19 protein-coding genes are annotated in these 19,447 nt (G+C 39.9%); 10 read left to right on the top strand and 9 right to left on the bottom strand.

Annotated elements, in window-relative coordinates:
• The first annotated feature begins 146 nt into the window (after positions 1–146).
• The gene (locus tag HJP15_RS17420) at positions 147–1,010 is read left to right on the top strand and encodes a PA4780 family RIO1-like protein kinase (protein ID WP_054205383.1); all 864 of its coding nucleotides are present in this window, start codon (positions 147–149) and stop codon (positions 1,008–1,010) included.
• 126 nt (positions 1,011–1,136) lie between these two features.
• Positions 1,137–1,469: a PBPRA1643 family SWIM/SEC-C metal-binding motif protein gene (locus HJP15_RS17415; protein WP_054205384.1), complete on the top strand. Its 333-nt coding sequence runs from the start codon at positions 1,137–1,139 to the stop codon at positions 1,467–1,469.
• Between the two features lie 15 nt (positions 1,470–1,484).
• On the opposite strand, the gene HJP15_RS17410 is transcribed toward HJP15_RS17415, so the two are convergent.
• Positions 1,485–2,717 carry a TMEM143 family protein gene (locus HJP15_RS17410; RefSeq protein ID WP_170174238.1) on the bottom strand — a complete coding sequence of 411 codons (1,233 nt, stop codon included), beginning with the start codon at positions 2,715–2,717 and terminating at the stop codon, positions 1,485–1,487.
• Positions 2,718–2,917: 200 nt separating this feature from the next.
• Between HJP15_RS17410 and HJP15_RS22015 the strand changes: the two genes are divergently transcribed.
• Both HJP15_RS22015 and HJP15_RS17400 read left to right on the top strand, forming a co-directional pair.
• The gene (locus HJP15_RS22015; protein WP_054205386.1) at positions 2,918–3,778 is read left to right on the top strand and encodes a GGDEF domain-containing protein; all 861 of its coding nucleotides are present in this window, start codon (positions 2,918–2,920) and stop codon (positions 3,776–3,778) included.
• Positions 3,779–4,078: 300 nt separating this feature from the next.
• Complete coding sequence (locus HJP15_RS17400) at positions 4,079–4,663, top strand: YqaA family protein (RefSeq protein ID WP_054205387.1); 585 nt, start codon at positions 4,079–4,081, stop codon at positions 4,661–4,663.
• 388 nt (positions 4,664–5,051) lie between these two features.
• On the opposite strand, the gene HJP15_RS17395 is transcribed toward HJP15_RS17400, so the two are convergent.
• From HJP15_RS17395 to HJP15_RS17375, 5 genes are all read right to left on the bottom strand, one after another.
• A complete protein-coding gene (locus tag HJP15_RS17395) occupies positions 5,052–6,185 on the bottom strand; it encodes a hypothetical protein (protein ID WP_170174237.1) in 1,134 nt (377 codons plus the stop codon).
• A 28-nt stretch (positions 6,186–6,213) separates the two neighbouring features.
• Positions 6,214–7,050: a mechanosensitive ion channel family protein gene (locus HJP15_RS17390; RefSeq protein ID WP_170174236.1), complete on the bottom strand. Its 837-nt coding sequence runs from the start codon at positions 7,048–7,050 to the stop codon at positions 6,214–6,216.
• 39 nt (positions 7,051–7,089) lie between these two features.
• Positions 7,090–7,797 carry an LrgB family protein gene (locus tag HJP15_RS17385; protein WP_169327862.1) on the bottom strand — a complete coding sequence of 236 codons (708 nt, stop codon included), beginning with the start codon at positions 7,795–7,797 and terminating at the stop codon, positions 7,090–7,092.
• Complete coding sequence (locus HJP15_RS17380; RefSeq protein WP_249365889.1) at positions 7,790–8,179, bottom strand: CidA/LrgA family protein; 390 nt, start codon at positions 8,177–8,179, stop codon at positions 7,790–7,792. The genes HJP15_RS17385 and HJP15_RS17380 overlap by 8 nt, the downstream gene beginning before the upstream one ends.
• 69 nt (positions 8,180–8,248) lie before the next feature.
• Positions 8,249–9,040 carry a crotonase/enoyl-CoA hydratase family protein gene (locus tag HJP15_RS17375; RefSeq protein WP_170174235.1) on the bottom strand — a complete coding sequence of 264 codons (792 nt, stop codon included), beginning with the start codon at positions 9,038–9,040 and terminating at the stop codon, positions 8,249–8,251.
• Between the two features lie 259 nt (positions 9,041–9,299).
• Between HJP15_RS17375 and HJP15_RS17370 the strand changes: the two genes are divergently transcribed.
• The 5 genes from HJP15_RS17370 to HJP15_RS17350 all read left to right on the top strand — a co-directional run bounded on the left by HJP15_RS17370 (position 9,300) and on the right by HJP15_RS17350 (position 15,379).
• Positions 9,300–10,505 carry an efflux RND transporter periplasmic adaptor subunit gene (locus tag HJP15_RS17370; protein ID WP_054453192.1) on the top strand — a complete coding sequence of 402 codons (1,206 nt, stop codon included), beginning with the start codon at positions 9,300–9,302 and terminating at the stop codon, positions 10,503–10,505.
• An 11-nt stretch (positions 10,506–10,516) separates the two neighbouring features.
• Positions 10,517–13,633: an efflux RND transporter permease subunit gene (locus HJP15_RS17365; protein ID WP_170174234.1), complete on the top strand. Its 3,117-nt coding sequence runs from the start codon at positions 10,517–10,519 to the stop codon at positions 13,631–13,633.
• Between the two features lie 107 nt (positions 13,634–13,740).
• Complete coding sequence (locus HJP15_RS17360) at positions 13,741–14,061, top strand: HI1450 family dsDNA-mimic protein (protein WP_054205395.1); 321 nt, start codon at positions 13,741–13,743, stop codon at positions 14,059–14,061.
• Between the two features lie 91 nt (positions 14,062–14,152).
• Positions 14,153–14,926, top strand: a complete 774-nt coding sequence (locus HJP15_RS17355; RefSeq protein WP_405631550.1) for a DUF481 domain-containing protein — start codon at positions 14,153–14,155, stop codon at positions 14,924–14,926.
• Positions 14,927–14,944: 18 nt separating this feature from the next.
• On the top strand, positions 14,945–15,379 hold the full coding sequence (locus HJP15_RS17350; RefSeq protein WP_170174233.1) for a hypothetical protein: 435 nt from the start codon (positions 14,945–14,947) through the stop codon (positions 15,377–15,379).
• A 67-nt stretch (positions 15,380–15,446) separates the two neighbouring features.
• On the opposite strand, the gene HJP15_RS17345 is transcribed toward HJP15_RS17350, so the two are convergent.
• Positions 15,447–15,932, bottom strand: a complete 486-nt coding sequence (locus HJP15_RS17345) for an FKBP-type peptidyl-prolyl cis-trans isomerase (RefSeq protein WP_054205398.1) — start codon at positions 15,930–15,932, stop codon at positions 15,447–15,449.
• Positions 15,933–15,944: 12 nt separating this feature from the next.
• Entirely contained in the window at positions 15,945–16,856 is a 912-nt protein-coding gene (ygfZ, locus tag HJP15_RS17340) for a CAF17-like 4Fe-4S cluster assembly/insertion protein YgfZ (RefSeq protein WP_054205399.1), read from the bottom strand.
• A gap of 130 nt (positions 16,857–16,986) precedes the next feature.
• Between ygfZ and HJP15_RS17335 the strand changes: the two genes are divergently transcribed.
• Positions 16,987–17,238: an FAD assembly factor SdhE gene (locus tag HJP15_RS17335; RefSeq protein ID WP_054205400.1), complete on the top strand. Its 252-nt coding sequence runs from the start codon at positions 16,987–16,989 to the stop codon at positions 17,236–17,238.
• 371 nt (positions 17,239–17,609) lie between these two features.
• On the opposite strand, the gene nadB is transcribed toward HJP15_RS17335, so the two are convergent.
• Complete coding sequence (gene nadB, locus HJP15_RS17330) at positions 17,610–19,235, bottom strand: L-aspartate oxidase (protein WP_169327868.1); 1,626 nt, start codon at positions 19,233–19,235, stop codon at positions 17,610–17,612.
• Between the last annotated feature and the right edge of the window lie 212 nt (positions 19,236–19,447).

Genomic DNA, 19,447 nt, shown 5'->3' with positions numbered 1-19,447 from the left:
TTTACGCTTATAGATCTGCAATAAAGCATAAAGTTGCGATTATTAGCATTGGTTTTCAGTTACTTTTGCTTTAACGTAAGGGTCTGAAAATAAAATATAGATGTGAGTAGATTAAAAGGTATGACTAAGTACGGTATAAGTGTGCTATGAAAACGCCAAAACAGATTTTACCGTTAATAGAGGACGGTATAGTTGATGAAGTCATCAGCCAATTAATGAGTGGTAAAGAAGCCTCAGTGTATGTAGTTCGCTGCGGTGAACATATTCGCTGTGCGAAAGTATACAAAGATGTACAACACCGCAGTTTTAAACAAGCAGTAAAATACCAAGAAGGACGCAAAGTACGTAACAGCCGTCGTGGCCGTGCGATGGAAAAAGGCTCTAAATTTGGCCGTAAAGAACAAGAAAATGTGTGGCAAAATGCTGAAGTGGATGCGCTATTTACACTCTCACGCGTTGGTGTAAAAGTTCCACAGCCGCATGGTTGTTATGATGGTGTACTGATCATGGATTTAGTCACCGATAATGATGGTGATGTTGCGCCGCGCTTAAATGATGTAAATTTAACTGCTGAGCAAGCAATTGAAGATCACGCTACTATGGTGCATTACATTCGTTTAATGCTGTGTGCAGGTATTGTGCATGGTGATTTGTCTGAATTTAATGTGTTAGTTGATAGTTATGGCCCCGTAGTTATAGATTTACCGCAAGCGGTGAATGCGGCGGCAAATAACAATGCGCAAGAAATGTTTTTACGCGATGTACGTAATATGCGCTTGTATTATGGGCAGTACGCACCAGAAATACTCGACACACGTTTTGGTGAAGAAATGTGGGCATTGTATCAAGCGGGTGAGTTAACCGCTGAAACGGTTCTTTACGGTAATTTAGTCGATGATCATGCTGCTGCTGATGTTGATTCGGTTCTTGATGAGATCAAAGCTGCATTTGAGCAAATGCAAGAAAACCAAGAACGGATAAAGGCTGCACAAGCACCTGACGAAGAGTAAAGATATCGCGTGTTATACGCTATGGTCAATGTTAAAGATGCGCGCTAACAGCCTTAAATTCTGTTAGACTGCGCAGCCTTTGGCGACTCGCGGTGAGTTGCTTTAAAACGACAGTTAGGAACGCCGGTGTCAAAATTTTTCTATCGCGGTAAACCCGATATTATGGGTAAAAATAACCAAGGTACTTATAAGCCTAAGCCAAATGTAAAACCTGGTAGCGAAGAAAATCCGCTGGTTTTACAGGTGCAAAGCCCTGAGCGCGAACGTGAAATAAATGCTATTTTGGTAGCCAATGATTTATTTGCTGATATTAAAGTTGATAGTACGTTAGCTGAAGACATTGCTCCTTTGGATATCGTACTCAACAAACCCGTTACGCAAGTTTTTGAGAAAACACCACAACGTAACGATCCATGTTCGTGTGGAAGTGGTAAAAAATATAAAAAGTGCTGTGCTTAACTCGATTAAATAAGTTTAGCTGTAGTTGAATAAACCATCCCAATGGCTATCGAGCTGAGCTTTCGCTTGGCTTAACTCAACACTAAAGTAATGCTGTTCAATAACAGTAACCAGTTTCATTTTTGTTAGCTTGTTCAGTGCATCAGTAATTTCAAAATCAAGTTCACATTGGTAGCTATTTTTAAACCAGTCTTCAATCTTTTCATCAAGCGCTTGCGCGGTTAAACCTTGCGGTGACTTTAATAAGAAGGTGTAGGCAAGCAGTGCTTCTTTAACGTCTTCTTCTTCGGCAGAGTCTATCAATGTATGAAATACGCCTGCATTGTTGTCTAAATTTTTAAAGTACAAGTTATCAGTGAGTGCTTTCATAAAACGAATTTTACGGTTTTTAAATTTACTCCATTCTTTAAAAATAAAGCTAGCAAACACGCCCATTCCAATAGCAAAAGTAATAAAGTGCTGTTGGCTCATATGTACTTCTTCATTACGCCAACCTCCCCAAAAGGCTAATAAAGCGATTAACAATAAAATAGACGCGCCAAGTTTCGTCACTAATACTATCGCGCCGCCAATGAGTGCTGATGTGGCAATGACCACTTTATCAATCGGGCGCATTTTAACTTCGCTGTTTGGAAACAACATTTCTAGGTCTGCTTTAGGGACGTTTTGAAATAATTTTATGATGGTCGAATTAGGCTCATAACCCAGTGTTTTTTTGTTTTTTGCAGTAAAGTAATCTGCCCCTTTAAAGCGAATAAACACCGCAACGCGTTCATAATTTGTAAATTGTAGAGTGTGTGTTTTTAATCCCCACCATGAGCGAAGTTGCTCAGTTTTTTGGGATTCACCTCTGCGATAAAACACGACTTCAGCAAAATCATCAAACTCAACGGCTAAACGTACTTTAAAGAGTGACTCTTCACGCAGGGCATCTTGTAAATCGTCAGAAGTGATCTTTTCGTAGTTTGCTGCATTGAGAATGCTTGCAAACTCTTTAGCAAATTCAGCCTGATGAAGGGCTTTTTGTTCATCAGAAATTAGTCCGAGTAAGCGAGTGTCTCTGTTTGGGTCAAAAGGGGCATAGTTATGTTTAAGTGACTCAAGTTGGTGATGGTATTGATTATGTATCAAGCTTGCGAGTAAATGGCTAAATTGCTTGAAGGACTCAGTATCTTGTTCGGTAAGCTCTTGGGCACAGAGATCGACAATATCGTGCTTTGTGAAGGGAATAAATCGATCGTTTGACATACGGTGCGCTTTTACATACTTATTAATTCATAGATAGTAAAAAATAAAACTTATAAATGCGACATAAATCTGAGACTTAACTTATGATTGCATGTTAAATAAAGCACATTGAGATTTTTTAATGTTTTATTGTTGGCATGGCTATTTAATGTAATAGTGCATATTTGTAATTAATCTTAAATGGCGTGCGACTCCTCTTTATGTATATTAAACCCTTAAAGCAGCTTTTTACTGTGTTGTTTGTTGTGATGATTGCCGTAGTAATAGTTGGTTATTTATCAGAATATCATGTGCTTGAGCAAGATATATACTTTAATGGTGTTGCGACTGATGCAATAAATTTATTAATTGTTATTTGTATATTTTGGCTGGTTCAGTTATCTCACTTGGTGATAAAAACGTATTTTTTCTTAAGCTTAGGTTTGTGGTTATGGACTACAGGATTGCTTTTTGATTTATTAGATGAAGTACTCTTTCAACCTAAATGGATTGGTATTTATGTTGAAGATATGTTTCGTACATCTGGCATGTTAGTGACAGGTTACGGCTTATTCTTAGCTATGCAGAATTTGGCGCAAGCTCATCAACAGCTTTCTAAAGAACTAATTACGGATGATTTAACTAAAGTAGCTAATAGGCGTTACTTTTACCAGTATGTGAAAAACAATGAGAGTAAGCCTTACAGTATTTTTATTGTTGATATTGATCATTTTAAATCAATTAACGATGAGTTTGGGCATGATATCGGTGATCATGTTTTAAAAGAATTGGCTGTTCTATTTGCGAGTGAGTTTAAGGGCGATGCTATTTTTGCTCGTATCGGTGGCGAAGAATTTGCCATTTATTACCCAAGTACGTGTATGGCAGATATCACAGCAATCACACAGCGCTTGCTAACTCTTGCAAGTACTGTTGATGTTGCTGCAACTCGTAAGTTAAGTGTTAGTATTGGTGGTTCAATAAAGCAAGCTGATGATTCGTTGATAGAGGTTATGAAGCGTGCAGATCAAGCGTTATATAAAGCTAAAAATAGTGGCCGAGGACGTTTTGAAATAACATAACACCTGTTGTTTTAGTAATAAAAATACCTTCCAATATGTACAGAGTTAAAGGCCAATTTTACATTTGATGGCCTCACTCCTCGTTTTTTAATAATTCACTTATACTAAAACCCTTTTATATTTAGCAGGTTAAGCTTTGTTTTTTGTTTGGCACTTAGATTGCAAAGAGTAAAGCTGTAGTGCATAAGAGTGGATTTAGTAAGGGTATTATCGAAGAGGATATTTCACATATTGCACCATGTATTTACTCGCTTTTACATAGAATTAAATTATCTATTTTTGGGTGCACAAGGAGTTAGGATGTCTGTTGGGAAAAGTATAAAACAAAAAACTCGTCAATTTATTGATTCTAAGCATATGCTCAGCGGGATCACGGTTGCGTCATTTTTAGAATCAACTATCGTGCCTATCCCATTAGAAGCGGTAATGGTTCCTTTAATGCAAGCTAGGCGTGAAAAGCTTTGGCTAATTGCCCTAATGGCTACTATTGGCTGTATTTTTGGGGCCTTAGTAGGTTATGCCCTAGGCTATTATTTGTTTGATATGGTAGGGGATTGGGTTATAAATAGCTTTTCAAGCCCCGAGCAATTTGAACAGGTTAAGCAAAAAATGCAAGCGCAAGGTTTTTGGTTTGTAATGACTTTGGGTATTGTGCCAATTCCATTTCAGATTGCTATGTTGGCAGCGGGCGCTACTAAATACTCTTTGCTGCTGTTTTTAATTGCGACCACTATTGCGCGCTCTATTCGTTATTTTGGTCTCGCGCTGGTGGTATATTTTGCAGGCGATCAGGCTGAGCGAATTATCAAAAAACACAAAGCTAAAGCGTTAGTTGCAACTTCAATTATAGTACTGTTAGCGTGGTGGATGAGTACGTTATTTTAATCATTTGGTTGCACTGATAACTTCATCTTTTATTTGGCGTAGTGTTAGGGTGTGTTGACCTTTCGTGATTGATTTTTCAGCAGTCTATTTGGTATCTAGGCAAGGCAGCGCCTATGCAGTGTGGTTGTTCCCCATAAGTAGTCGATAACGCAGTATAAATGCCAAACATGCGCTGCCCAAAGGGTTCTTTCTAGGAGCGATTAACTCTTTGTTACCTACACGGATGTAGGTAAGGGGCGTGAGCAGGACGTGTAAGCTTTGCTCGATTTTTACTTATTCTCACATGGATGTGAGCCAGTAGAATAACGCAGGAGCAGTTATCGAGCCCACTCGATTCCAAACCTCGCGCCGCGATTAAATCGCCCCTAGGTTGAACAAATTTCAATCCTCAAAGGTCAACACGCCATAGGGTGACGCTGCGTTGCCAAATCGCTTTAAATACTTTACTGAATAAATATAGAAATAATAGCGGTATCAGTAGTAATTTTAATATCAAGAGTGAAAGCAGGTTTAAAAAATCTGTAAATAAACTTTCCATTGATGCCACCATATTAGTAATGCCGTTACTAACCGTATTTACAACGCGACTCACTATATTACCAGTATTTCCCGTTAGTTGGTCGTTAAGCCCAATAAGTTGTTTTTTAAGTTGGCTTTTTTGTAAGTACAGCGCGGCTAATTGATTGTTGATAGCAGCCTGCTTTTGTTTAAGGGCTTGTTGTTTTGCAATTAATGGTTTGGCAGATTCAAGCTCTGTAAGGGTTATTTTTTCTGTGAGTGAGCGTGCACCTTGGATTACATTTATCTGTTGAGTTAGTTTATCTAGGCGTTGTTGATTGTTTATTATAACGGTATTTAACTGTAATTCTTGGGTGTTAATTATTTCTATTTCATCAAAAATAGTTTGTTTTTGGCTGTTTATTTTAGCCGTCACTTGCGATGATAGCTGTGATGTTGCATTTGCTTGGGTATTTAAAGTGTCTACTTTTCCTTCGATATATTGATTTTTATTATCAATCTCTTCATCTAAAAATGCATGACTCATTAGCCCAGTGCTCAGTACAACCAAGGGAATTAAAAACCTGATTAACACCAAGCTTGCCAGTAACCGTCCTTTTAGTTGCTTTAAATAACCACCATAGTCACAAATGACATACGCGACGGCGCTTAGTGTAAATAAGCCACTAAAAAACACACCCGATGACATAGTGAACAGTATGCGTTGAATAAAGAGTGAGCCAATAGCCATACGCATTGCATCAGCAATGTATTCGGCTAAATCATTTACAGGATCAAGTAGTTGCGCGGGTTGAATACTTGCGATACCGATCCCAACCTCAGCAGATTGTAATAACGAGATAATGGCGTTTACGCTACGTGCTGATGCATACACGATAGATGACTGTAGTAGGGCTTGGTCAATAAACGTCATAATATAATCGTTAAAATGGGGTAACCAGCAAAGAATAACGAGGATAACAAGAGCAAGGTATTTAGCTGCGTTCACTGAGTTACTTTGCATTTGTTATCCTTTTAAGTTGAGATTTAAATTAACTATCCAGCTCATTTTTGTTGATAGTAATAACCCGTTGCGGGAATGGAATTTCAATGTCTGCGTTTTGAATTACTTTATATACGCCTCCATTGACAGCCAATTTGGTTTCAATAATTTTAGTTGTTGGTACCCAATAGCGATAACTAATAGTAACGCCGCTGTCTGCAAAGCGCTCAATGCCGACCTGTGAATGAGGGTCATCAGCAACTAATTCATGATTTTTTAATACCCTTTCAATGAGTTCAATTGCTTGTTCAGCACTGGCGTTATAAGCGATGTCTATTTCGCCCTTAACAAGAGAGTAATTAAACGAGTTATGCAGGATTTCACCGACGATATGCTTATTTGGAATGGTAATTTCGACTTTCTCTTCGTTGATAAGAACAGTATGTCCCAGCTCAATCGTTTTAACTTGGCCACTGACGTTTTTAACTTCAATGGTATCGCCTACTATAAACGGGCGAGTGGCAATAATCGCCAAACCTGCGCCATAGTTAGACAACATCCCTTGAAGTGCTAAGCCTGCACCAAGGGACGCGGCACCAATAGCAGCTACAAATGGTGTAACGCTTATGCCTATTTTGCCCAGTGCGATAATAATAAACATGATGACCAGCAGTACTTTTACGACATTACTGACAAAGTTAGTAAGCGTGATATCCATATTATTGCGCGCCATGAGTGCGGCAACCATTTTAGATATTTTTTGCGCAACCCATAAACCAAAAATTAAGATCAATACTGCGCCGACTAGCTGCATGCTGTACTTAACGAGGTACTCGCTGATCATGGTGTAATATTTTTCGACTTGTTGTATTTCTGTACTGATCATTACGTGCTCATTAAAAATTAAACGCTCTATTGTTGCTTATCATAGCAGAGCTTGGCTTAAAAAAGGATAAAGTAGAGGAACGATTAACGCAGTTACCAGCGCGCTTAATGCCATGGCAACTGATGCAAAAGCACCAATGCTCGTATTTTCATTTAATGCTGCGGCGGTGCCAATAGCATGGCATGCAGTGCCTATAGCAACACCTTGTGCTTGGTGGTTATAAATCCCCAAAATGCGAAAAAGCATAAAGCCAAATAGCGCTCCCAGCAGGCCAATAAAAATAACCATCGCTGCGGCTAGGGATGCAATGCCGCCGAGCGAATCGGTAATTAGCAAAGTAATAGGCGTTGTTACAGACAGTGCTGCTACAGACGCAGCTAGGTGCACAGGAACATCAAATAAAGCGCTCAATAATGTCGCTACAACGGTTGCATTAATAACGCCAAAAGTACAGCTAAGTAAAATTAATAAAGCGTTTTTTCTGATATGGATAAATTGCTGATAAAGAGGCAGTGCTAGTGCAACAATGGCCGGCTCTAATAGCCAGCTGAGTAATTGACTGTGCTGATAAAAGCGCGTGTAGGATAAATCAGCTGCAATAAGGATAACCGCGAAAATAGTAATGGCTAAAAATACGGGGTTACTTATTGCCTTTAATAAAGGTGATTGAATTCGAGAATTCAACTTTCTCAGTAATATAAAGAGCGTAATTATAATTGGAATGCTCAACCACCACATATTACTCATTATGATCCCGTCCTTTGAATAGGGCAATCACATAACTGATCAGAATTAAGCTACTCAGGGGAACAAAAATCAGTGTGGCTGTTAAAAACTGCCAATGCTGTCTAATTAAGCCTAAGTGTTCAATAAACCCGACACCGGCGGGGATAAAAAACAGGGGCATAAAATTTAAAAGAGGTGAAGCGCAGGGAAGTAATTGTTGCTCTTTCACTAAGCCACATAGTAGCAGCGACAGTAATATAAGCATCCCAAGTAATGGCGCAGGGAAACCCCCTCCAATCAAGTGCATTATTGTTTTTGCCGCAGCTAAACTAACAATGATCAATGCGCTACTAATCAAATAGCGTAGTACAGGGTAAGATAATACTTGGGTCGTTTTCATCATTGCTTATTTTATTTAATTAATGAGTAAACTTGAACATGTTTAGCCTAAAAAAACTATGCGACTTATAGACTACCAGTGTTTAGGGTTTTGATATTTTATCGTGTCGTTACCTTTTGCTTTGGCAATCGCTTTTTTGGTATTTGGATTGATAATTAACCTGATTTGGCTAAAGGTTTCTTTTGCTAAAATGCGACGTTTTGGCGTGTGATAACTTTGTTGTGTGACTCGCTTTATAGCTGCAAGGGCATCGGGGGAGCGCTCGAGTAAAGTTGTAATCATACTTTGGCAGGCATCATGTGGGTTGTCACTGAGTAGAGTGACCAAGCCAATCTCGTGTGCTTTGTATGCACTTATTGGTTCGGCATGACTTGCTAGCCATTGCGCGTCATCACGCTTTAATAAACTAGGTAAAATGACATTAGCACCCATATCGGGGCAAAGTCCCCAGCGTGCTTCCATTATTGCTAACTGTGTATCCGGATGAGCAATTCTATAATCAGCGCCTAACGCTATTTGTAATCCCCCTCCAAAGCAGTTTCCTTGTATAACTGCAAATACAGGAACACTTAGAGACTGCCATCCAAGCACAACTTGTTGAGCTAAGTTACAGTTACCAGGCAGCCATTTAAAGAGCAATTTAAACATATCTACTGGGGATTTCATTACACTTGCTACATCAAGCCCTGAACAAAAGTGTTCACCACTGCCTTGAATAATAACAGCGCGAATCGACTTGTTTTTTTTAAGCTGCTTTATGACTTTAGCCAGTTGTTTGAACATGATGAAATTAAGCGCATTTTGTTTCTCTGCTCGAAATAGTGTGACGTACGCAACTGTGTTTTTTATTTCTAATGTAATCATGTCAACTCCTCTGACCTGTTGATTTTTAGCTTACGAGTTAATCGATTACATGTAAAGCGTCACTCTTTAATTGAACAAAAATTTACAGCAGCGACACAAATGTAAAACCAATGTACAAAAAATTACAAAGTGGTGTATATTTTATTTGAACTTACCACAAAACCTATCGTCAATACTTGCCCTAAACGTACGTTGCGTTTTGCACAATTAGATAATAACCAAATGGTAATGCATTTCATTACCTGCCAAGGAGAAAGCTATGCTGAAACGGTTTACGCCTAATATTTTAGGTACTTACCTGTCATTAACCATTAAATGTATGATTGGTGGTGCATTATTTGCGTCAATAGCAGGCTGCTCTGATGACTCGGCTACTAAACAAGTTGCTCCGCCTCCGGCCGTTTCGGTATTTAAGGTTATAACGCAAGATGTTGGAAATTATCGAGAGTTTGTTGCGAGGACTGAGGCGCATCAGGAAGTTAAAATACGTGCGAGGGTTGAAGGTGAGCTGATTGAACGCCACTTTGATGAAGGATCCTATGTAGAAAAAGGGCAGTTATTACTGAAGATTGATCCAAGTGAGTATCAATCTTCAGTAGCAGGAATTGAGGCTGATTTAAAAAGCAAAATTGCTGGCGCAGATGGTGCAAAGCGAGACCTAACTCGAGGCAAAGAAGTCGCCTCTCAAGGGTTTATTTCGCAATCTGATTTAGATAAGTTAACAACAAAGTACGATCAAGCAGCTGCAGCGGTTAAATCGGCACAAGCCAATCTTGAAAAAGCTAAATTGAATTTAAGTTACACACAAATTAAAGCGCCATTTGCAGGGCGTATTGGTAAAGTAAACTATGATGTAGGTAACTTAGTTGGACCAACATCAAACGAGTTGGCTCAGCTTACTGATGTTGACCCTATTTACGTTAATTTTCAGGTAGAAGAGTCTGACTATATAAGTTACCGCCAAAAGCACCAAGGTAGTGAAGGCAACCCACAAAATGTACCAATTGATTTATCTCTGCGTTTACCTAATAACTCAAACCTAGCATCAAAAGGGCAACTTGATTTCGCTGATACTAAAGTTGATCGCAGTACGGGGACGGTAGAACTACGAGCAACGTTTGCTAATCCTAATAATATAGTTATGCCGGGTTTATTTGTAACCTTGATTTTAGAAAGTAAAGATAAGCAAAAGCAGGCACTAATACCGCAGGCTGCAGTTCAAGAAAACCAACAAGGCAAATTTGTACTCGTCGTTGGGGATGATAAAAAAGTAGCCACTCGTATTGTGCAATTAGGTCGTCGTATTAATGCAATGTGGGTTGTTGAGTCTGGCCTTGAGCAAGGCGAGCAAGTGATTGTCGAAGGTTTGCAAAAAGTGCGCCAAGGGGTGGAAGTTAAGCCAGTCGAGAAAAAGGTTGATCACACCACGGGTACTATTTCTAATTTAACTAATGCCGCGGGCTAAAAGGAGCGTTCATGATCAGTAAAACGTTTATCGCGCGGCCTAAATTTGCCTTAGTGATTTCGATTGTTATCACCCTTGCAGGTTTGATTTCAATGGGATTACTACCGGTGAATATGTACCCGGAGATAACCCCGCCGCAAGTACAAATTACCGCGGTCTACCCTGGTGCAAGTGCACAGATAGTCGAGGAATCTGTGATCAGACCCATTGAAGAACAAATCAATGGTGTTGAAGATATGATGTACATTGAATCGAGCTCAACGAATAATGGCATTGGCAGCATAACCGTATATTTTAAAGTTGGTACAGACACTGATATTGCACAGGTCAACGTGCAAAATAGGGTGGCGCTTGCTGAGCCTGGCTTACCTGCAGAGGTAAAGCGTCAGGGGGTATCAGTTAAGAAAAAATCAAGTGCAATGCTACTGGGGATTAACCTCTTCTCTAGCAAAGATAATATTGATGATATATTTTTGAGTAACTATGCAACCAATTATTTAACCGAATCACTTGGGCGTATATCTGGTGTTGCGTCAGCAGAAGTTATGGGCGAAAGGACCTATTCGATGCGCTTGTGGTTGCGCCCAGATAAAATGGCTGCACTTGGGCTAACAATCGCTGAGGTACAGGCTGCTTTACAAGAGCAAAATACCATTGTAGCAGCCGGTAAATTAGGCGCAGCGCCAAGCTTACCAAGCCAGCAATTTGAATATTCGATTCAAGCTCGAGGGCGCTTAAAAACCCCCGAAGAGTTTGGCCAAACTATTCTTCGCTCAAACCAAGATGGCAATTTCGTCCGTCTTAGTGATATTGCACGTATTGAACTGGGCTCTGCTGATTACAGCATAATAGCTAAGTTAAACCAGCAAGATACGGCTTTCATTGTTATTTACCAATTAACAGATGCTAACGCAACGCAGGTAGCAAGCGATGTAAAAGCTAAAATGGCAGAACTTGCAAAGCAACTCCCTGACGGTGTTGAATATTCTATACCGTATGATACAACTGAGTTTATTAACCGATCGATTGATGAAGTTGTTGTTACATTATTTCAAGCCGTTGGTTTAGTCGTGTTAGTGGTGTTTTTATTTTTACAAAATTGGCGAGCTACACTTATTCCTACTATCGCTATTCCTGTTTCTTTAGTGGGAACCTTTGCTTTTATGATGGCAATGGGGTATTCAATTAACTTAATTACCTTGTTTGGTTTAGTGCTTGCGATAGGTATTGTGGTTGATGATGCGATTATTGTTATTGAAAACGTTGAGCGTATCCTCAAAGAAGAAAAACTACCCATTAAAGAAGCCGTAACGAAAGCCATGGAACAAGTGACAGGGCCGATTATAGCTACCACCTTAGTGTTACTTGCGGTATTTGTGCCTGTAGGTTTTATGCCAGGTATTACTGGGGAACTTTATAAACAATTCTCTGTTACTATTTCGTTTGCAGTGCTTATATCATCTGTCAATGCGCTTACTTTAAGCCCTGCATTATGTGCGTTATTACTAAATGAAAAAGTAATGACGCCGATAAAATGGTTAGCGCCCGTTGATAGAAGTATTACTAAATCTACTACCGTCTATTCTAAAATCATACACTTTATTTTGAAACGTTCGGCACGAATGGCTATTTTTGCATTGGTTATTTTTGTGGCCGCTGGATGGTTGGCCAAAAGTGTCCCGACAGGGTTTATTCCAGCAGAAGATCAAGGCTTTGTATTTGTTGATGTGCAATTACCTGATGCAGCTGCAAGTGGACGCACAGAAAAAGTGATGCATAAAATAGCCGAAATAGTTAAAAATGAACCCGCAGCGACTGATTTTATAGCCGTATCAGGGTTTTCATTAATTGGTGGTGCAGGTTCAAATAATGCGTTAGGTATTGTGATTTTAAAAGATTGGGAAGAACGTACCAGCCCTGAATTAGGCTTAAAGTCTGTTATAGGTCGTTTGATGGGGCAAATGTGGGCAATGCCAGATGCGCAAGTGATGGTCTTTAATCCGCCTCCTATTCCCGGTTTGGGAAGCAGCTCTGGTTTTGAGTTTCGCTTACAAGATAGTGAGGGGCGTGATCCAACGCAGCTGGCCCAAGTTCTTAACGGCTTAGTGTATGAGGCAAATCAGCATCCTAACCTCAGCAATGTTTACAGTACCTTCAGAGCAAATGTTCCGCAGTACTTTTTAGAGGTTGATCGTAACAAAGCCAAAGCTCAAGGTGTTGCTTTGAGTGATATATTCTTAACGCTACAAGCGCAACTGGGCTCGTTATATATCAATGACTTTAATCAGTTTAGCCGTACTTATAAAGTGATTATGCAGGCTGAAAGTGAGTTCCGTAAAAATCCCACTGACTTACAACATTACTTTGTTCGTAACGATAAAGGGGATATGGTTCCACTGACTACACTCGCTAAATTAGAGCCGATCCTTGGGCCTACGACTTTAAACCACTTTAACCTATACCGTAGTGCTAATATTAGTGGCCAAGCCGCGGCAGGGTTTTCAAGTGGTGATGCAATTGCAGCTATGCAAGAGTTGGCGTCGCAGTTACCTAATGGCTATGTGTTTGAATGGGCGGGGCAGTCTAAGCAAGAGATTGAAGCGGGTAATATGGCACCTATCCTATTTGGTCTAGCGGTTATATTTGTTTACCTATTTTTAGTTGCGCAATATGAAAGTTGGACAATTCCATTTTCGGTCATTGCAGCGATCCCATTGGCAATGTTTGGTGCTATGTTGGCGTTGTATGTATTAGGTATGGAAAATAACATTTACGCGCAGGTTGGTTTAGTGTTGTTAATAGGGATGTCGACCAAAACCGCAATTTTAATTGTTGAATTTGCGATGGAGGAGCGTGCTGCTGGTAAGAGTATATTTGACGCTGCATTGAGCGCGGCAAGCATGCGTTTTCGAGCAGTATTAATGACAGCTCTTTCGTTTGTCTTAGGCGTGTTACCTTTAGTCTTTGCAACAGGTGCAGGGGCTGGAAGCCGAGTCTCATTGGGTGTTACTGTATTGGCAGGTATGCTAGCCGCAACTATTTTTGGCACTTTGCTAGTTCCATTATTTTATAGTTTGGTGCAATCAATGCGTGAAAAAATAAAAGGTACTGTATCGACTCAAGAGTGAAGTAAGGGTTGTGTAAAAAAAGTCAGGGAAACCTGACTTTTTTTTGTCAAAAATTTGCTGAGGTTTGATACTATACTTGGTAATTGCATCTTGAAAGGTTTATGGCGATGACAGGGCCCCGTTTATACAGTGAAGAAGAAGTAACGCACCAAGCTTATGATATCTTTTTAGAATTAGCACCAGATAACCTTACGGAGCAGGATGTTGAAGATTTTAATCAACATCGCGAAGAGCTTGGCTTTATTGAAGAAGGTGAGCCAGATGACCAATGGCATGATTTTGTGGCACTTGAAATTGAACCAGAGTTATTTGTTCAAGTACTCGTCGGTCTTGAGTTTGATAATCAAGATATTTTATTTGCTAAAATTTTGATAAGTCGCGATAAAGATGCACCGTTTTGCCATATTTTATGGAAAGAAAGCGAATAATTTAGATGCCATATCTCCGTTATAAAGTACTTATGTTAAGCAATCATACAAAGATTTGTCAGTGATTAGGCTATTTCTGCTATTGAGCTTGATATTGAGCTTTAAAATCTGGGCGGTTGACCCATTTGAAGACTTTCATGAATATGGGCAACTTTCAGATGAAGAGATCCATAAAATTCATCAAGGTGAGTTACTCTACGGTGATATTGAATTTGGCTTTATTGTTAGTCGGGGCAATACTAATTCGACGAGCTTTAAGTTCAAGGGCAATTTATATCAAGATTTTGATAGTTGGCGTAATCAATTTAAAATAGATACGTTATATAAGCGAGATAAAAATGAGGCTACCGGCGATGACGAAGTCTCGGCCAACAGAGTGTTCATATCAGCGCAAGGAAACTATAAAGTTGGTGTGAAAAACGCTTCTTTCTTTATATATGGGGATTACGAAGAAGATAAATTTAGTGGCTTGGACTTTAAAAGTACGTTAGCCACAGGTTATGGAAATAGGCTATATGAAGGGGTTAAAAATCAAGTTGATTTTGATATCGGCCCTGGCTTATATCGCTCTGTTGCAGTAGGTGAAGCGGATGATGATAGTACTAAAACGGGCTATTTGTTGCGTTTGGCGCTGCAATGGGAGCGTACTGTTTCAAAGCGCACGCGCTTTAATCAAGATGTTAGTATTGAACAATCGCTTTCGGGGCTGAATTCGCGATTGAAATCAGAAACTTCATTGATCAGCCAAGTTATGGGGGCGGTGTCGTTAAAGTTTGCTTATTTATATCGTTATAACTCCAAACCGGAAAATGACAAACTAAAGTTTGATTCGGAGCTAAGTGCGACATTCGTTTATAGTTTTTAATATTTATTAGAGAGTGTTATGTATCAACATAAACAATTTGCACTGTTCATTTTTGTTATATTGAGCTGGATTGCCAGTTTTGTAGGTTTAGCGTGGTATTTAATTGGTGCGGATATACCGTTAATGGTATTTGCAGCAATTTTAGTGCTGGTGGCATTTTTCTTTCATGGTTTAACTATTAAAGTTGATGACACTCAAATCAGTTGGGGTTTTGGCCCTGGTGTATTTGGCGATAAGTTACAATTGACAGATATAGTCGAAGCTAAAGCGGTAGAAAACTCATATAGACACGGTATTGGTTTACGTATTACGCATGATGGTTGGGTGTATACTGTGTCAGGGTTTAGTGCAGTACAGCTAGTTTTAAAAGATGGTAGTCAGTATCGGTTAGGAACTAATGATCAAGATGGTTTACTTGCTGCTTTAGCCGATAAAATTAGTAAGCCTGAGTAGCCCTAAATATCGTAAAATTAATAAATAAAAAGCGCATTAGCGCTTTTTATTTATTAGGGGAAATTGATTAATGGTCGTGACCACAACCACCTTCAACATGTACATGACCATGGGCTAGTTCGTCGGCCGTGGCATCACGCACTTCAAGAATTTCTACATCAAAGTTTAATGTGATCCCTGCAAGAGGGTTGTTACCATCAACAATAACTTCGTCTTCTTGAATATCAATGATCATGACTGATTGATCACCATCATCGGTAGAAGCACGAAATTGCATACCTACTTCAATTTCCATATCTTCAAACATTGATTTAGGTACTGCTTGCATGAGTTCATCATGGCGTTCACCGTAACCGTTTTCAGGTTCAACAGTAACACTCAAAGTGTCACCAGCTTCTTTACCTATAAGTGCGTCTTCTAGGCCTTGAATTAAGTAACCTGTACCAACGATAAAGATGAGTGGCTCACCATCAAATGAGTTATCGATAGAGTTTTTGTCATTATCCATAACAGAATAATGCATTTTTACCACTTTATTTGTTGCAACGATCATAGTTACTCCTATTTATTCGTCGTCAAGAGAGTAGGGTAGAGGAAGAATTGATAGCTCTACCGCCGGGGCATGTTTTGCACGCAGTAACTGACTAGGTTCACTGTCGTTTGGCAACACTACAAGGCCAAATAAGGTTTTACTTTGCGGGTTGTAAGCTTGGCTTATTAATTTACCCGCGCGGCGCCAGTTTTCACCCATTTGAGTTTCTAGTTCCGGCTCTGCCAATTCTCCGTCACTATGTCCTGACACTATATACATTGCGCGTTTATTCTTACCAAGGTATTTCATTCGCGCTACAGTTTCTTGGCCGGTATAACACCCTTTACGAAAGCTAATTCCGCCAATAGCTTGTAGGTTAACCATTTGCGGGACATATTCACCAAGGGCCAACTCATTGAGTTCAGGTTCACCAGCTAAAATAGCGTGTTGTTGCCACAAAGCATCGTTTTCAAGCGCGATAACGTCATCAGGAAGAGAAAAGTCAGCATTAACCATTAATAAGATACGGTTGTCTGCTAGTTTTATGGCTTTACCATAACTAAAATCACACGCGTTATCCTGCCCATTAAAATGGATGTCGAGGCTTTTTAGGGCTGCGGTTACGTCTTCACCAATTAAACCGATTAATTTTTCTGTTGCTGCTAGGAGCTCAACGTTTGAAAATACCGCATATTTTTTCAATTCAGCTAGTGATTGGGTGATTTCAACTTCAGAGGCCGCTAAATAGTAGCTATCTTGGTAGGCAAATAATTTCGCGACGCTCCATAGTTTACCTTTGGCATTACAATGCCCAGTCCATAAATAGTTATTTTGGCTTAGCTTGTTGATATCTTGAGTAATTTGACCATGAAGGTAGGCGAGTTTATCAACACCACTAATGCGGATCAGCTGATGTGACAAAGGGCATGCATATACTGTTGACATAAAAACCTGCGTTACAAAAAATATAGGGGCTCATAATACCGTAGTTAGCGCTGAGGGTATAGATGCATAAATTGCTGTTTATTCAGGTGCAATTTGTTAAACTGCAAGGTAACTAAGTACGAGGTAAAAAATGACTGAAATTCACAATAAAGCGCGTATCCGTTGGGCTTGTCGCCGCGGCATGTTAGAACTCGATGTGTTGTTTATGCCGTTTGTCGATGAGGCATTTGATTCATTATCTGTGCAGCAGCAAGCTGTACTACAGCGTTTATTAGAAGCTGATGATCCCGATTTATTTGCGTGGTTTATGGGCCATCAAGAATGTAAAGACCCAGAACTGAAGCAAATGGTACAACTTATTTTAGACCGGGTTCGTGTATAGATTCACGGTTGCAAGAAATAAAGCAGACCACAAACCCTTTGTGGTCTTATTTGGTTTGTTCGCCTGTTGTTTTAGTCTTTTTTTAACCACCCTTACAGTTCAACTACTTACTTTGGCTATGGCTTTTATTAGTGGCCGTTGGTGTTGGCTGCAATTTAAAGCTGTGCATAGTGATGAGGGGGTTGTGATTTTATCATCGTCAAATATCTGCTTTGAAAGTAAAACAGTAAAAATCAACGGTAATCTCAGTTGTAAAAGCCGAGTGTATCCAAAGAGTGTGTGGTTACATATAGAATCATTGGCTCAATCTCGCTGGTTAATTGTTAATGCCAGGAGTGTTGAGCCGCAAAACTTCATTCGCCTTAAACGTGCTATTTTGGCTGCTCGAACTGAGTCGGCGGGGTTAAAATAGTTGGGGTTGGGTTATCATTTAACTGTGGGTAGTCAATGGTGTAATGAAGGCCTCTGCTTTCTTTTCGCTCCATCGCACTTCGAATAATAAGCTCAGCAACTTGGACTAGGTTACGTAGCTCTAATAAGTTATTAGTAACGCGGAAGTTTGCATAATAATCACGAATTTCTTGTTGTAGTAGTTCAACACGGTGTAAAGCGCGTTCCAAGCGCTTAGTTGAACGTACTATGCCAACATAATCCCACATAAATAGACGTAACTCATGCCAATTATGCGTGATCACCACTTCTTCATCTGAATTAGTAACACGACTTTCATCCCATACAGGTAAGGTTTTTAATGCCGGGCTGTGCTGTATTTTAGCTAAAATGTCTTTTGCTGCGGCATGGGCAAACACAATGCATTCTAACAATGAATTACTCGCCATACGGTTAGCGCCATGTAGGCCTGTGTAAGCGACTTCGCCAATTGCGTAAAGATTATCTAGATCGGTTTTACCGTTAAAATCAGTCATTACGCCACCACAAGTGTAATGAGCTGCCGGTACTACTGGGATCGGGTCTTTAGTAATATCAAGACCCACACTCAAGCACTTTGCGTAAATAGTAGGAAAGTGCTCAATAATAAAGTCTTTATCTTTGTGGCTGATATCCAAATATACGCAATTTGCACCTAAGCGCTTCATTTCGAAATCGATAGCGCGAGCAACAATATCTCTTGGTGCTAATTCTTCACGAGTATCAAAGTCTTTCATAAATCGGGTGCCATCAGGGCGTTTTAAGTAAGCGCCTTCACCACGCATGGCTTCTGTTATAAGAAAATTCTGTAACTCTGGGTGATATAGGCTAGTTGGGTGGAATTGGTTAAATTCCATATTGGCAACGCGACACCCCGCACGCCATGCCATTGCAATACCGTCACCGCTAGATACGTCAGGGTTTGATGTATAGAGGTAGACTTTACTGGCTCCACCGGTAGCTAAAGCCACGAATTTAGCTGAAATCGTTTCGACTTTTTTTGCCGCGCGGTTCCACATATACACGCCGTGAATATGTTGGCCTGTTTGGCCTAGTTTTTTATCACCAATCAAATCAATTGCATTATATTGTTCAAGCAATGTTATTCCAGGGTGTGCTTGCACTTGGCTTATGAGGGTCGTTTGTACTGCGCGACCAGTTGCGTCTGCAGCATGAAGAATACGCCGGTGACTGTGGCCGCCTTCACGCGTTAAGTGAAAACGTTCTTTGCCTTTGCTGTCAAATTCCATATCAAAGGGGACGCCTTGCTCAATAAGCCATTGTAAGCAATCAGGGGCATTGCTTGCAGTGTAATGAACAGCTTCTCTGTCGCATAAACCACCACCGGCATCTAAAGTGTCTTGCACATGCGATTCTATACTGTCATTTTTTTTATCAAAAACAGCAGCAATTCCGCCTTGGGCATAGAGTGTGGAACCTTCGGTTAGTTCGCCTTTACTAATTACGGTGACTTTACAGTGGTTGGCTAAAGACAGAGCTAATGAGAGGCCAGCTGCGCCACTGCCTATAATCGCGACATCCGTAATGTGGTGTTTATTTTGGTTCATGTCCGTGGTCTTTGCGGTTACAATGCTCAGATACTAATTTATGCAATTGGTACGAGCAATCAATATTATTATGATAGGCGTATATGTATCATATTTGGCGCGACACTATTAGTGATTTTCAGCTTTTGCCAACTTATTTACGGCTATTTTATAAAATAATAATATTAAACAGAACTTTTTGTTCATAGCGTAGTCAGAGTATTTGTGAACAA

Origin of the sequence: Pseudoalteromonas sp. NEC-BIFX-2020_002, assembly GCF_013002825.1 — a bacterium.
In the GTDB taxonomy this organism is placed as follows: Bacteria; Pseudomonadota; Gammaproteobacteria; order Enterobacterales; family Alteromonadaceae; genus Pseudoalteromonas; species Pseudoalteromonas neustonica.
The sequence above is the reverse complement of the archived record's forward strand: the minus strand, read 5'-3'. Positions and strand labels throughout refer to the sequence as shown.